General features: G+C 74.3%; 12 protein-coding genes and 1 pseudogene. 5 read left to right on the forward strand and 8 right to left on the reverse strand.

The annotated features are described in order from the left end of the window. The 5 genes from carB to pyrR form a co-directional block, all read right to left on the reverse strand. A partial coding sequence (gene carB, locus ACFQ11_RS34365) for a carbamoyl-phosphate synthase large subunit (protein ID WP_378306492.1) occupies positions 1 to 3,398 on the reverse strand: 3,398 nt, incomplete at its 3' end. Between the two features lie 19 nt (positions 3,399 to 3,417). Further along, positions 3,418 to 4,533, reverse strand: coding sequence for a glutamine-hydrolyzing carbamoyl-phosphate synthase small subunit (carA, locus tag ACFQ11_RS34370; RefSeq protein ID WP_378306494.1), 1,116 nt, complete (start codon positions 4,531 to 4,533; stop codon positions 3,418 to 3,420). Continuing rightward, a complete protein-coding gene (locus tag ACFQ11_RS34375; RefSeq protein ID WP_378306496.1) occupies positions 4,530 to 5,816 on the reverse strand; it encodes a dihydroorotase in 1,287 nt (428 codons plus the stop codon). Before ACFQ11_RS34375 ends, carA begins: the two co-directional genes overlap by 4 nt. Next, entirely contained in the window at positions 5,813 to 6,754 is a 942-nt protein-coding gene (locus ACFQ11_RS34380; protein WP_378306498.1) for an aspartate carbamoyltransferase catalytic subunit, read from the reverse strand. The genes ACFQ11_RS34375 and ACFQ11_RS34380 overlap by 4 nt, the downstream gene beginning before the upstream one ends. After that, positions 6,751 to 7,398: a bifunctional pyr operon transcriptional regulator/uracil phosphoribosyltransferase PyrR gene (gene pyrR / locus ACFQ11_RS34385; RefSeq protein ID WP_378306500.1), complete on the reverse strand. Its 648-nt coding sequence runs from the start codon at positions 7,396 to 7,398 to the stop codon at positions 6,751 to 6,753. Before pyrR ends, ACFQ11_RS34380 begins: the two co-directional genes overlap by 4 nt. Before the next feature lie 391 nt (positions 7,399 to 7,789). Between pyrR and bldD the strand changes: the two genes are divergently transcribed. Continuing rightward, positions 7,790 to 8,284, forward strand: a complete 495-nt coding sequence (gene bldD, locus ACFQ11_RS34390) for a transcriptional regulator BldD (protein WP_067795069.1) — start codon at positions 7,790 to 7,792, stop codon at positions 8,282 to 8,284. Between the two features lie 83 nt (positions 8,285 to 8,367). Here the strand turns inward: bldD and ACFQ11_RS34395 are convergent, their stop codons facing one another. Then, positions 8,368 to 9,786 carry an MFS transporter gene (locus tag ACFQ11_RS34395; protein WP_378306503.1) on the reverse strand — a complete coding sequence of 473 codons (1,419 nt, stop codon included), beginning with the start codon at positions 9,784 to 9,786 and terminating at the stop codon, positions 8,368 to 8,370. A 262-nt stretch (positions 9,787 to 10,048) separates the two neighbouring features. Between ACFQ11_RS34395 and ACFQ11_RS34400 the strand changes: the two genes are divergently transcribed. Beyond that, the gene (locus tag ACFQ11_RS34400) at positions 10,049 to 10,540 is read left to right on the forward strand and encodes a hypothetical protein (protein WP_378306505.1); all 492 of its coding nucleotides are present in this window, start codon (positions 10,049 to 10,051) and stop codon (positions 10,538 to 10,540) included. A gap of 3 nt (positions 10,541 to 10,543) precedes the next feature. Here ACFQ11_RS34400 and ACFQ11_RS34405 read toward each other — a convergent pair whose 3' ends face one another. Continuing rightward, entirely contained in the window at positions 10,544 to 11,722 is a 1,179-nt protein-coding gene (locus ACFQ11_RS34405) for a CoA transferase (protein WP_378306507.1), read from the reverse strand. Positions 11,723 to 12,001: 279 nt separating this feature from the next. Further along, complete coding sequence (locus ACFQ11_RS34410; protein ID WP_378306509.1) at positions 12,002 to 12,490, reverse strand: SAV_6107 family HEPN domain-containing protein; 489 nt, start codon at positions 12,488 to 12,490, stop codon at positions 12,002 to 12,004. 235 nt (positions 12,491 to 12,725) lie between these two features. Between ACFQ11_RS34410 and ACFQ11_RS34415 the strand changes: the two genes are divergently transcribed. The 3 genes and pseudogenes from ACFQ11_RS34415 to ACFQ11_RS34425 all read left to right on the forward strand — a co-directional run. Continuing rightward, positions 12,726 to 13,190, forward strand: a complete 465-nt coding sequence (locus tag ACFQ11_RS34415; RefSeq protein ID WP_378306510.1) for a YbaK/EbsC family protein — start codon at positions 12,726 to 12,728, stop codon at positions 13,188 to 13,190. Beyond that, complete coding sequence (locus ACFQ11_RS34420; RefSeq protein ID WP_378306511.1) at positions 13,190 to 13,576, forward strand: ArsC/Spx/MgsR family protein; 387 nt, start codon at positions 13,190 to 13,192, stop codon at positions 13,574 to 13,576. The genes ACFQ11_RS34415 and ACFQ11_RS34420 overlap by 1 nt, the downstream gene beginning before the upstream one ends. A 54-nt stretch (positions 13,577 to 13,630) precedes the next feature. After that, a pseudogene (locus tag ACFQ11_RS34425) lies at positions 13,631 to 14,043 on the forward strand (hypothetical protein); the annotation flags it as partial.

Here is a 14,043-nt window from a genome sequence, read left to right on the forward strand (position 1 = left end):
ACCTCGACGCCGAGCCCGCCCGCGGGCGCGGGCGCGGTCGGCGCCGGGACGTCCGTGCCCGTGCGGCCGTCCGCGCCGCCGAGCCGCTCGGCGTGCTCCTGCAGGGAGCGGACGCCGATCTGCCCGCCCGCGACGGCCTCGATGCCCTGGACGGCGGCGGCGAGCCCCTGCACGGTCGTGACGCACGGCACGCCGCGCAGCACGGCCGCGGTGCGGATCTCGTACCCGTCGAGCCGGGGCCCGGACTGACCGGGGCCGCCGAAGGGAGTATTGACGATGAGGTCCACTTCGCCGTCGAGGACGCGCCGCACGATCGTGGGCTCGCCGTCCGGGCCGGGTCCCTCGCTGTGCTTGCGCACGATCTTGGCACGGACGCCGTTGCGGTGCAGGACCTCGGCGGTCCCCTCCGTGGCAAGAATCTCAAAGCCCAGGTCAGCGAGGCGCTTCACGGGGAACACCATGTGCCGCTTGTCCCGGTTGGCGACGGAGACGAACGCGCGGCCCTTGGTCGGCAGCGACCCGTAGGCGGCCTGCTGCGACTTGGCGAACGCGGTGCCGAACACCTCGTCGATGCCCATGACCTCGCCCGTCGAGCGCATTTCCGGCCCGAGGACGGTGTCGACGCCCTGCCCGCGCGCGTTGCGGAACCGGTCGAACGGGAGGACGGCCTCCTTCACCGCGATCGGCGCGTCCAGCGGGAGGTTCCCGCCGTCGCCGGCCGCGGGCAGCAGGCCCTCGGCGCGCAGCTCGGCGATCGTCGCGCCCATCATGACGCGGGCGGCGGCCTTCGCGAGCGGCACGGCGGTCGCCTTGGACACGAACGGGACGGTCCGGGACGCGCGCGGGTTCGCCTCCAGGACGTACAGGACGCCCGCGGACAGCGCGTACTGGACGTTCATCAGCCCGCGCACCCCGACGCCGCGGGCGAGGGCCTCGGTGGCCTCGCGGATGCGGCGGACGTCGTCGTGCCCGAGGGTGATGGGCGGCAGCGCGCACGCGGAGTCGCCGGAGTGGATGCCGGCCTCCTCGATGTGCTCCATGACGCCGCCGAGGTAGAGGTCCTCGCCGTCGAACAGGGCGTCGACGTCGATCTCGACGGCCTCGTCGAGGAACCGGTCGACCAGCACCGGGTGCTCGGGGCTCGCCTCGGTGGCGCGCGCCATGTACGACTCGAGCGTCACGTCGTCGTAGACGATCTCCATGCCGCGCCCGCCGAGCACGTACGACGGCCGCACGAGGACCGGGTAGCCGATCTCCGCGGCGATCTCGCGGGCCTCGGCGTACGAGGTGGCGGTGCCGTGCTTGGGCGCGAGGAGCCCCGCGCGGTGCAGGACGCGCCCGAACGCGCCGCGCTCCTCGGCGAGGTGGATGCTCTCCGGGGACGTCCCGACGATCGGGACGCCCGCGTCCTTGAGCTTCTGCGCGAGGCCGAGCGGGGTCTGCCCGCCGAGCTGGACGATCACGCCCGCGACCTCGCCGGTCTGCTGCTCGGCGTGCACGACCTCGAGGACGTCCTCGAGCGTGAGCGGCTCGAAGTACAGCCGCCCGGACGTGTCGTAGTCGGTCGAGACCGTCTCGGGGTTGCAGTTGACCATGACGGTCTCGTAGCCCGCCTCGGCCAGCGTGAAGGACGCGTGGACGCACGAGTAGTCGAACTCGACGCCCTGCCCGATGCGGTTCGGGCCGCTGCCGAGGATCAGCACCTTCGGCTTCGTGCCGGCCGGGACCTCGGTCTCCTCGTCGTAGGACGAGTACATGTACGGGGTCCGCGCCTCGAACTCGGCGGCGCAGGTGTCGACGGTGAGGTAGACGGGGCGGAGGCCGAGCGCGTGCCGGACCTCGCGGACGACCTCCTCCGACAGGCCCCGCAGCTCGCCGATCTGCGCGTCGGAGAAGCCGTGCCGCTTGGCGGCCAGGAGCTTCTCGCGGGTGAGCGCGTCGTCGGCGGTGCGGATCTCCTCGGCGACGGCGTTGATCGCGGCGATCTGGTCGAGGAACCAGGGGTCGATGCCGGTGGCCGCGTACACGTCCTGGAGGGACGCACCGGCCCAGAGCGCCCGCTGGACGTCGCGGAGGCGCCCGTCGTGGGGGCGCGACGCGGACTCGATCAGCGCGGGCACGTCGAGGCCCGAGGCGTCGTCCTTGCCGGCCCAGCCGAACGACGAACCCTTCTGCTCCAGCGACCGCAGCGCCTTCTGCAGCGCCTCGGTGAAGCAGCGGCCGATCGCCATGGCCTCGCCGACCGACTTCATGTGGGTGGTGAGGGTGCCGTCGGCGCCGGGGAACTTCTCGAACGCGAACCGGGGGACCTTCACCACGACGTAGTCGAGCGTGGGCTCGAACGACGCGGGCGTCTCGCGGGTGATGTCGTTCGGGATCTCGTCGAGGGTGTAGCCGATCGCGAGCTTCGCGGCGATCTTGGCGATCGGGAAGCCGGTGGCCTTGGACGCCAGCGCGGACGACCGCGACACCCGCGGGTTCATCTCGATGACGATCATCCGGCCGGTGCCGGGCTGCACCGCGAACTGGATGTTGCAGCCGCCGGTGTCGACGCCGACCTCGCGGATCACGGCGATCGCGACGTCCCGCATGTTCTGGTACTCGCGGTCGGTCAGCGTCATCGCGGGCGCGACGGTGATCGAGTCGCCGGTGTGCACGCCCATCGGGTCGAGGTTCTCGATGGAGCACACGATGACCACGTTGTCGGCGCGGTCCCGCATGACCTCCAGCTCGTACTCCTTCCAGCCGAGGATGGACTCCTCCAGGAGCACCTCGCTGGTCGGGGACGCGTCGAGGCCGGCGCCGGCGATGCGGCGCAGGTCGTCCTCGTCGTGGGCGAAGCCGGAGCCCCGGCCGCCCATCGTGAACGACGGCCGGACGACCAGCGGGTAGCCGAGGTCGCCCGCCGCCGCCATGACCTCGTCCATGGTGTGGCAGATGACGGACCGGGCGGACTCGGCGTTCAGGCCCTGCTCGCGCGCGACCTTGGCGACGATCTCCTTGAACTTCTCCCGGTTCTCGCCGGCCTGGATCGCGTCGACGTCGGCGCCGATCAGCTCGACGCCGTACCGCTCGAGGACGCCGCTCTCGTAGAGCGAGATCGCGGTGTTGAGGGCCGTCTGGCCGCCGAGCGTCGGCAGCAGCGCGTCCGGCCGCTCCTTGGCGATGATCTTCTCGACGACCTCGGGGGTGATCGGCTCGACGTAGGTGGCGTCGGCGAACTCCGGATCCGTCATGATCGTCGCGGGGTTGCTGTTGACGAGCGTGACCCGCAGGCCCTCGGCCTTGAGCACGCGGCACGCCTGGGTGCCCGAGTAGTCGAACTCGCACGCCTGGCCGATCACGATCGGCCCGGAGCCGATCACCAGGACGGACGTCAGGTCTTCGCGGCGCGGCATTACCTTGCACCCTCTGTAATCACGCAGACCCCTCCATCATCTCGCAGAAACGGTCGAACAGGCCGGACGCGTCGTGCGGGCCCGCCGCGGCCTCCGGGTGGTACTGAACGCTGAAGGCGGGACGGTCGAGCAGCCGCAGGCCCTCGACGCAGCCGTCGTTCAGGTTCACGTGGGTGACCTCGGCGCGCCCGTACGGGGTGTCGAACGGGCCGTCGACCGGGGCGTCCACGGCGAACCCGTGGTTGTGGGCCGACACGTCGACCTTGCCGGTCGTCCGGTCCTGCACGGGCTGGTTGATGCCCCGGTGGCCGAACCGCAGCTTGTAGGTCCCGAGGCCGAGCGCGCGGCCGAAGATCTGGTTGCCGAAGCAGATGCCGAAGAACGGCTTCCCGGCGTCGAGGACGCCCCGCAGCGCGTCCACCGCGTAGCCGGCGGCGGACGGGTCGCCGGGGCCGTTGGAGAAGAACACGCCGTCGGGGTTCAGCGCGAGGACGTCGGCGGCCGTGGCGGTCGCGGGCAGGACGTGCACCTCGCAGCCCCGCTCGGCCATCCGGTGCGGCGTCATCGACTTGATGCCGAGGTCGACGGCGGCGACGGTGAAGCGCCTCTCCCCGATCGCCGGGACGACGTACGGCTCGGCCGTCGACACGTCGCGGGCGAGGTCGGCGCCCTCCATCGACGGGCTCCGCCGCACCCGCTCCAGCAGCGCGTCCGCGCCGGCGGCCGCGGCGGCGCCGGAGAAGATCCCGGCGCGCATGGCGCCGCGGTCGCGCAGGTGGCGGGTCAGCGCCCGGGTGCCCGGGATCGCGATGCCGACGACGCCCTGGTCGCGCAGCGCCGACCCGAGCGAGCCGGTGGCGCGCCAGTTGGACGCGACGCGGGCGGGCTCGCGGACCACGTACCCGGCGACCTGGATGCGGCCGGACTCGGGGTCCTCGTCGTTCACGCCCGTGTTGCCGATGTGCGGGGACGTCATGGCCACGATCTGGCGCGCGTACGACGGGTCGGTGAGGGTCTCCTGGTAGCCGGTCATGCCGGTGTTGAAGACCATCTCGCCGAAGGTCTCGCCCTCGGCCCCGTACGCGGCCCCGTGGAACACCCTGCCGTCTTCCAGAACGAGCAGAGCAGGGTTCATTGAAGCTTCCCTTCCAGGACGGTCGGCTCGCCGCGCAGGAACGTCGCCACGACGCGTCCCGGCAGCTCCAGCCCGGCGAACGGGGTGTTGCGGCTCTTGGACGTCATGGCCGACGGGTCCACCGCGCGGCGCGGCGACGGGTCGTACAGCGTGATGTTGGCGGGCGACCCGGTCTCCAGCGGACGTCCCTGCCCGGAAAGGCGGCCGATGCGCGCGGGCCGGTACGACATGCGGTCGGCGACGCCGGCCCAGTCGAGCAGCCCGGTGTCGACCATGGCCTCCTGGACGACCGGCAGCGCGGTCTCGAGGCCGATCATGCCCATCGCGGCGACCGCCCACTCGGTCTCCTTGGCCTCGACCGGGTGCGGGGCGTGGTCGGTGGCGACGCAGTCGATCGTCCCGTCGGCGAGCGCGTGCCGCAGCGCGGTGACGTCGTCGGCGGTGCGCAGCGGCGGGTTCACCTTGAAGATCGGGTCGTAGGACCCGGCGCGGGCGTCGTTCAGCAGCAGGTGGTGCGGGGTGACCTCGGCGGTCACCGGGCAGCCCTTGCTCTTCGCCCACCGGATGATCTCGACGGACCCGGCGGTGGACACGTGGCAGACGTGCAGCCGGGACCCGACGTGCTGGGCGAGCAGGACGTCCCGGGCGATGATCGCCTCCTCGGCGACCGCGGGCCAGCCGCGCAGGCCCAGCGCGGCCGACATCTCGCCCTCGTTCATCTGCGCGCCCTCGGTGAGCCGCGGCTCCTGCGCGTGCTGCGCCACGACGCCGTCGAACGCCTTCACGTACTCCAGCGCGCGCCGCATGATGACGGCGTCCGAGACGCAGTGCCCGTCGTCGGAGAACACCCGGACGGACGCGGCGGAGTCGGCCATCGCGCCGAGTTCGGCGAGCTGCTCGCCCGCGATGCCGCGGGTGACGGCGCCGACCGGCTGCACGTCGCAGTACCCGGCCTCGCGGCCGAGCCGCCACACCTGCTCGACGACGCCGGCGGTGTCGGCGACCGGGTCGGTGTTGGCCATCGCGTGGACGGCCGTGTAGCCGCCCATCGCGGCGGCCTTGGTGCCGGACTCGACGGTCTCGGCGTCCTCGCGGCCGGGCTCGCGCAGGTGGGTGTGCAGGTCGACCAGCCCGGGGAGGGCGATCAGCCCGGCGGCGTCGACGACCTGCGCGCCCGGCGCGTCCAGGCGGGCGCCGACCTCGGCGACGACGCCGTCGCGGACGAGGACGTCGGCGGGCTCGCCGCCGAGGATCCGGGCGCCCTTGATGAGGGTGAGCGTCACTGGGAGACCTCCTGGCCGATGGCGGGCTCGGAGCCTCCGAGCAGCAGGTAGAGCACGGCCATGCGGGCGCTGACGCCGTTGGCGACCTGCTCGACGATGGTGGAGCGGACCGAGTCGGCGACCTCGGCGGCGATCTCGACGCCGCGGTTCATCGGCCCGGGGTGCATGACGATCGCGTGCTCGGGGAGCTGCCCCATCCGCTCGGCGTCCAGGCCGTAGCGGCGGCTGTACTCGCGCACGGTCGGGAAGTACGCGGCGTTCATCCGCTCCTGCTGGACGCGCAGCATCATGACCACGTCGCTCTTCGGCAGGACGGCGTCCAGGTCGAAGGAGACCCGGCACGGCCACGTGTCGATCGCGACCGGCAGCAGCGTCGGCGGCGCGACCACGGTGACGTCGGCGCCGAGGGTGTCCAGCAGCAGGACGTTGGAACGCGCCACCCGGCTGTGCAGGACGTCGCCCACGATCGTGACCTTGCGGCCCTCGAGGTCGCCGAGGCGGCGGCGCATCGTGAACGCGTCCAGCAGCGCCTGCGTCGGGTGCTCGTGGGTGCCGTCGCCGGCGTTGACGACGCTGCCCTGCACCCAGCCCGCGAGCCGGTGCGGGGCGCCGGACGCGCCGTGCCGGATGACGACGCCGTCGGCGCCCATCGCCTCGAGCGTCAGCGCGGTGTCCTTCAGGCTCTCGCCCTTGGACACGCTGGACCCCTTCGCGGAGAAGTTGATGACGTCCGCCGAGAGCCGTTTCGCGGCGGCCTCGAACGAGATCCGGGTGCGGGTGGAGTCCTCGAAGAACAGGTTGACGACCGTGCGGCCGCGCAGCGTCGGCAGCTTCTTGATGGAGCGGCCCGCGATCTGCGCCAGCTCCTCGGCGGTGTCGAGGACGAGCAGCGCGTCGTCGCGGGTCAGGTCGGCGGCGGAGATCAGGTGGCGCTTCACTCGGCGCCTCCCCGCGCGGACGCCGGGGCGGGGACCGGGGAGCCCACGGGCTCGGGGACCGGGCCGAGCAGCACCGCGTCGCGGCCGTCGTTCTCGTCCAGCAGCACCTTGACGGTCTCGCGCATCGACGTCGGCAGGTTCTTGCCCACGTAGTCGGCGCGGATCGGCAGCTCGCGATGCCCGCGGTCGACCAGGACCGCGAGCTGGACGGCGCGCGGCCGGCCGAGGTCGTTGAGGGCGTCGAGCGCCGCGCGGACCGTCCGTCCGGAGAACAGGACGTCGTCGACCAGCACCACGACGCGGTCGTCGACGCCGTCCGACGGGAGCTCGGTGCGGCCGAGGGCGCGCGCGGGGCGCATCCGCAGGTCGTCCCGGTACATGGTCACGTCGAGCGACCCCCACGGCACGGGGCGTCCCTCCACCTCGCGCAGCAGGCCCGCCAGCCGCTCGGCCAGCGTCACCCCGCGCGTCTGGATGCCCAGCAGCAGGACGTCGTGCCCGCCCTTGGTGCGTTCGAGGATCTCGTGGGCGATCCGGGTCAGCGCGCGGCGGATGTCGGGACCCTCGAGAACGGCCTTGGGCCGGGGGTCACCCTCCGCGGCGCGCGACCCCGCAGGCCGCGGTGGCCTGGAGGCAGCATTCACCTCGGAAACCTCCTTTCCCGCCTCACCGGACGGGCCTTAAAGGACGTCTTGTCCCCCACACGTTAGCAGCCGGCCGGAACTGCCCCGGCACCGGGCGGGCCCGTATCATCGCTGGTGAGAGGGGTCACACTCGGCCGGCCGGGCGCCCGGAACGGCCGTCCGCGCGCCGTTCCCGCGGGGGTTCGGGGTCCGCGGACGCTCCGAACCGAGACCTACGGATTCGACCGCTTTTTTCCAATCAGCTTGACCTGGGGCCCGCACCGTTTTACCGTCACTGTCCGTAACCATCCCTGGAGACGGGGTCTTGAGGCGCATTGGCTTCGGGATTCTGTCGGTCCCCGGCATCGGCCGGGAACCAATCGACGACGAAAGTGAGCCTGGGGGGCCAAGAATGCCGTCTGAATACGCAAAGGCTCTCGGTGCGCGCCTGCGCGCCATCCGCACCCAGCAGGGCCTGTCCCTGCACGGGGTGGAAGAGAAGTCCCGAGGCCGCTGGAAGGCCGTCGTCGTGGGTTCGTACGAGCGGGGCGACCGCGCCGTCACCGTTCAGAAGCTGGCCGAGCTCGCCGATTTCTATGGCGTGCCGGTTTCCGAGTTGCTGCCCGGCGGAGCCGCGCCGAGCCCGCTCGGGCCTACACCCAAGCTCGTGATCGACCTCGAGCGGCTGCAGCAGCTTCCGAAGGACAAGGCCGGTCCTCTCGCCCGTTACGCCGCGACGATTCAGAGCCAGCGGGGCGACTACAACGGGAAGGTCCTGTCCATCCGCCAGGAAGACCTGCGTTCACTCGCGGTCATCTATGACAAGTCCCCGACGGAGCTGACCGAGGAGCTCATCTCCTGGGGGGTGCTCGACCCGGAGGCGCGCCGCGCCGTCGAGTCGTTCTGATCCATCGCCTCGCACGACGGGGGCCCGGCTCCGCCCGGGCCCCCGTCGCCTTGCCGGGGGCCCGGGGGGAGCGTGACGCGCCGTCACGGCGCGCGGGCGGCCCCGGCCTCGTGCGGGTGCTTCCGGGCCGTCGCCGCGGGCGGGTCCGGGGCGCGGCCGCGGGCGGCCAGCAGGGCCAGGGGCAGCACGGCCGCCATCGCCGCGGCGCTCAGCGCGAAACCCGCGGTGAAACCGCGCTCGCCCGGGACGCCCGCGACGATCACCGCGCTGACCTGGGTGCCCAGCGACGCGCCGACCGTCCGGATCAGCGTGTTGACGCCCGTGGCCGCGCCCGTCTCCCCCGCCGGGACCGCGAGCACCACCAGCGTCGCCACCGCCGCGTAGGCGAGGCCGAGGCCGACGCCGCGGACGACGCCGCCGACGTACAGGTGCCACAGCTCCGAGTGCGCGAGCGTGACGAACAGGTAGCCGGCGCCCGTCAGCGCCGCCCCGGCGAACAGCACGGCGCGCGACCCGAACCGCCGGTCCAGCGCCCCCGCCGCCGCGCCCGCGACCGTCATCCCGATGCTCGCGGGGAGCTGCAGCACCGCCGCCTGCGTCGCGCTTCCGCCGAACCCGTACCCGGTGTCCTCCGGGAGCTGCACCAGCAGCGGGAACAGCAGCCCGCCCGCCATCAGCGCATAGCCCGCCAGCAGCGACGCCGCGTTGGCGGTCCACACCCCGCGGAGCCGCATGATGCGCGGGTCCACGAGCGGCTCCCGGACCCGCGTCTCGACCCGCAGCCAGACGACGGCCGTCACCGCCGACGCCGCCAGCAGCCCCAGCACGCCCGGCGACGTCCAGCCCCAGAACGTCCCCTGGGTGAGCGCCGCCAGGGCCGCCACGAGCCATCCCGCGAACAGCACGGCGCCCCACCAGTCGACGCGGGCGCCCGCGCGGGACGGCGCGTGCGGCACGACCCACCAGGCCGCGAGCAGCCCCGGGACGAGCCCGAGGACCGGCACCCACAGCAGCCACCGCCAGCCGAGCAGATCGATGATCGGCCCGGCCATGCACCACGAGAGCGCGCCGCCGAGCCCCAGCATCGACGACATCAGCCCGATCGCCGACGCCGTCCGCTCGGCGGGCACCACGTCCCGGATGATCGTGTACGCGAGCGGGAACACCCCGGCGCCGACCCCGCTGAGCACGCGTCCGGCGAGCATGACCGGCAGCGACGCCGCCGCCGCGGCCACCACCATGCCGGCCGTCGCCGCGGCCATGACCGCGAGCAGCACGCGGCGCGGCCCGTACAGGTCGCCGAGCCGCCCGACGACCGGCGTCGCCACCGCCGCCGACAGCGTCATCGCCGTCAGCGCCCAGGCCGCGCCCGCCGCCGTCGTGGAGAGCCCCGCCTGGATCTGCGGCAGCGCCGGGGTGACGACGGCCATCGACAGCGAGTAGGCGGTCACGCCGAGGAACGCCAGCAGCGGCACCAGTCCCCGACCGCCCCGCGCCGCCACGTCCGCCCCTCCTTACTTCGCTCCCCTAACAATCTCACATGCCCCGCGGACCGGCTCACCGCGCGCGGTGTCCGCTCCGAACGCCACGGCCCTGCCGCGAGGGAGGGCCTCCGAGAGGCGAACCCGAGCACATCGCCTGCCTCGGGGACCCGGCGGACGGCGCCCTCGCCGTCCCGGAGGAGAGGATGATCCCCCGCGCGGGTGACGGCCCCCGGTCCGCGGACGGAGGTCCCGCCGCCCCCCGGGCAGCCATGATCGACGCATGGCCCCCACCTCCGCGCCCCCGACCTGGCAGCACCGCGCCGCGCACGCCGTGACGCTCCTCGCGCTCCCCTCCTGCCTCTGGCGGATCGGGCTCGCGCTCGGCTTCCCCCTCGGCTACACCGACGAGGGCCACCGGATCATCTGCCCGCCCGGTCTCGCGGGCCCCGTCTACCTGATCGGGCTGTCGGTCGCGACCGAGATCGCCGCGCTGCTCACGCTGGGGCTGGTGCAGCGCTGGGGCGAGGTCGTCCCCCGGTGGGTGCCCGTGATCGGCGGCCGGACCGTTCCCGTCCCCGCCGTCCTGATCCCCGCCTGGATCGGCGTGGCCGCCCTCGGCGCCCTCTGGACGCCGTTCGCGTTCTGGTGGGCGATGCCGCACGACGACATGACGCCCGCCGGGCACACGCTCGTCGGGTTCCTGTACCTGCCGCTCGTCGCGTGGGCGCCGATCCTCGCGGTGCTGGCGGTGTCCTACCGGCGCCGCCGGTGACCGTCAGCCCTCGCCCGCGATGCGGCGGGCGCGCAGGCCGGCCACCTCGTCGCCGGTCATCCCGAGGACGTCCCGCAGGACCTCCGCGGTGTGCTCGCCGAGCGTCGGCGCGGGGGCGGGCGGCGCCTGGCCGCCGAACAGGAGCGGCGAGCCCGGGGCGAGGTGCGGTCCGATGCCGGGCTGGTCGAGCTCGCCCATGAGCGGCCGGCCGCCCAGTTCCGCGGCGACCTCGCCGAAGTCCCGGTACCGCGACCACAGGACGGACGTGCCGTGCAGCGCGTCCTCGATCCCGGCGCACGTCCGCGCGGCGAACCACGAGGCGAGGACGCCGCCGATCGCCTCCCGGTGCCGGTACCGGTCCCCGGCCGACCCGAAATCGGCCCCCAGCGCGCGTTCGAGCGCCGCCACGACGTCCCCGAGCCCGGTCGCGGCGACGAGGTCGCGCCACTGCCGCCCGGTGACGACGGCGACCATCACGCGCCCGTCCGCAGTGCGGAAGTCGCGGCCGAACTCACCGAACACGTGGTTGCCGATCCGTTCGCGCGGGGCCCCGAGCTGCGCCTCGGCGAGGTAGCCGAGGTTCCCGGCGGTCGCCAGCGCGACGTCGTCGAGGGCCACGCGGAGCCTGCCGCCCTCGCCCGTCCGCGTCCGGTGCCGGTCCGCCGCGAGCAGCCCCGCCGCCAGGTAGAGCCCGCACACGACGTCCCACACCGGCAGCGCGTGGTTCACCGGCGCGCCGTCCCGTCCGGTGATCGACGGGAACCCGGACGCCGCGTTCACCGTGTAGTCGACCCCGGTGCCGCCGTCCCGGCGCCCCAGGAGCTGGACGTGCACGAGATCGGGCCGCCGCGCCGCCAGTTCGCCCGGGCCGAGCCCGCCGCGCGGCGGCGCGTTCGTCAGCACGGTCCCGCACTCGGCCGCGAGCCGCGCCGCGACGTCGCGCCCCTCGGCGGACCGCAGGTCCACGGTGACCGAGCGCTTCCCCTTGTTGAGCCCGGCCCAGTACAGGCTCCGCCCGGACGGCGCCAGCGGCCACCGGTCGATGTCGGGCCCGCCGCCGACCTGATCCACCCGGATCACCTCGGCGCCGAGCTGCGCGAGCGTCATCCCGCCCAGCGGAGCGGCGACGAAACTGGAGATCTCGACGATGCGCATCCCGGCGAGCGGCAACAGTGCTTCCACCCGCACATGCCTATCACCCGCACATGCCTGTCACCCGCCCCGGACCACCACCCGACCGCCCGCCCCGGAGCCCGGCGCTCCCCGGTTGCGGAAGGGCCGCCGCCCCACCGGTCGCGGCCCGCACCCGCACCGGCCCGCAGGCGTGCGCCCGGATCGCCGGTCACGGGGGTTCGCCGGGCGTGGGCGGGCGGGCCGGGGCGGTGCTCGGTGAAAGGAGCGGGCCGCCCCGGCCCGGCGCGGGCCGTCCCGGGGAGGTGGGACGGCCCTTGTGGGGGGAGGTCAGTTCGCGTCGGTGAACGGGAGGGCGGTCTGGCCCGCGATGCCGAGGCAGTCCTCGACGAGGGAGACGAAGATCTCGGCGTCGTGCAGCAGTTCCTCGGCCTCGCGGGCGGTGACGGCGCGGGGCAGGCCGGCCTCGGCGGCGGCGCGCTTGTCGGCGCCGGCGGCGAAGAAGGCGGCCCACTCGCGCAGTGCGGGCTCGGCCTCGGGCAGCAGCACCCACACGCTGCGGGGACGGCCGCGGCGGTGCGTCTCCACGGGATCGCGGGACGCCAGCACGGCGGCGGCGGCGCGCAGCGCGGCGAGGTGGGCGCAGACGTAGCGGACGGCGGGCGTGGTGGCCTCGGCGGCCTCCGCGAGGCCCGTGCGGGCGGCCTGCAGCTGGCCTACCGCGGTGTGCGCCGGGCGCGGCGCGGGCCGCGGGCGGCGCCGCGGGCCCGGCGGGCCGGAGAGTGCGGCGGAGTGGACTGCGGTCGTCGTTGCGGACATGGCTGCCTCCTTCCGGGGCTCGGGCCGGCCGGGCGGAGAGCTTCCCCTCACTCCGCCCGGCCCTCGGCCCCCCGCCGGCACATCGCCGCCGGCGGGGGGCGTCGCCCTGATACGGGCCGCGAGTCCCGCATCACGTCGAACATAAGTTCGACGCACTCACAGTAAACCGCCCTCGTGACGATTCGTCAACGTGTTCGAACGGACCGGGCGTGCGCAGGTCGGTTAGGGTGCGGGCATGCATCCGAACGCCGAACACGTCGCGGGCGTCCTGCGCGGGCACGGGGCCGCGGGCGAGGTCGTCGAGCTGCCCGAGTCGGCCCGGACGGCGCAGGCCGCCGCCGACCAGCTGGGGTGCGAGGTCGGCGCGATCGCCAACAGCCTGGTGTTCGACGCGGACGGCGCGCCGCTGCTGGTGCTGACCAGCGGGGCGCACCGCGTCGACACCGTGAAGGTCGCCGGGCTCGTAGGGGCGCGGCGAGTGCGGCGGGCGACACCCGAGTTCGTCCGGGCGGCGACGGGCCAGCCGATCGGCGGCGTGGCGCCGGTGGGCCATCCGGCGCCGATCCGCACGCTCGTGGACGTCTGGCTGGACGCGTACGACCGCGTGTGGGCGGCGGGCGGGCATCCGCACACCGTGTTCCCGACGTCGTACGAGGAGCTGCTGAAGATCACCGGGGGCGACCCGGCGGAGGTGGAGTGATGACGGAGATCTGGCACAACCCGCGCTGCTCGAAGAGCCGCGCCGCGAAGGCCGCGCTGGACGAGGCGGGCGTCGCCTACACCGAGCGGCGGTACCTGGACGACCCTCCGACGGCCGCGGAACTGGACGCCGTGCTCGGCCGGCTCGGCGCGGAGCCGTGGGAGGTCGCGCGGCTGAACGAGCCGGTCGCGAAGGAGCTCGGGCTGAAGGACCTCGAGCGCGACCGGGCGCGGTGGATCGAGATCATGGTGGCCCACCCGGTGCTGATCCAGCGGCCGATCGTCGTGGCGGACGGCGCCGCGGTCGTCGCGCGCGACGAGGCCGCCGTGCGGGCGCTGGCCCGGCCGACCGGCCCCGGCCTGCCGGAAGCCCTCGACAGCCTGTGACGCCGGTGTGATCCTGGGAGACGACCCCGACGTCCGGTGACCCCCGGAGGACCGATGACCGCGCAGATGCGCACGGGCCCGGCGGCCCGCGACCCGGACTTCCGGGGGATCGACCCGCCCGCGCTGGACCGGCTCATCAAGCAGATGCAGGACGCGCAGAACGCGATCCGGGGCTGGCTGAACGCGCACCGGCCGCCGCCGGGGGTCTCCGCGGCGGGGTACCGGGAGGCCGACGACGTCGCGCGGTGGGTCGGGAACCAGCTCGGGATGCTGTCGCGCCGCTACGGCTACGCGGTGACGCACCCGGACGGCGGCTCAATGCGCCCGCCGCCGGGTCCGGCTCCGTCGCCGGAGACCGGACGGGCGCCGGTGGAGGACGGCGGCGGCGCCCCCGCCCCGGCCGCGCCGCCCCGCCGGGAACCGGTGGCGCGGGCGCCGCGCGCCCCCGACCCGGGACGGGCGGGGAC

The sequence above is a fragment of the Actinomadura sediminis genome (assembly GCF_042675525.1).
GTDB classification, from domain to species: Bacteria; Actinomycetota; Actinomycetes; order Streptosporangiales; family Streptosporangiaceae; genus Spirillospora; species Spirillospora sediminis.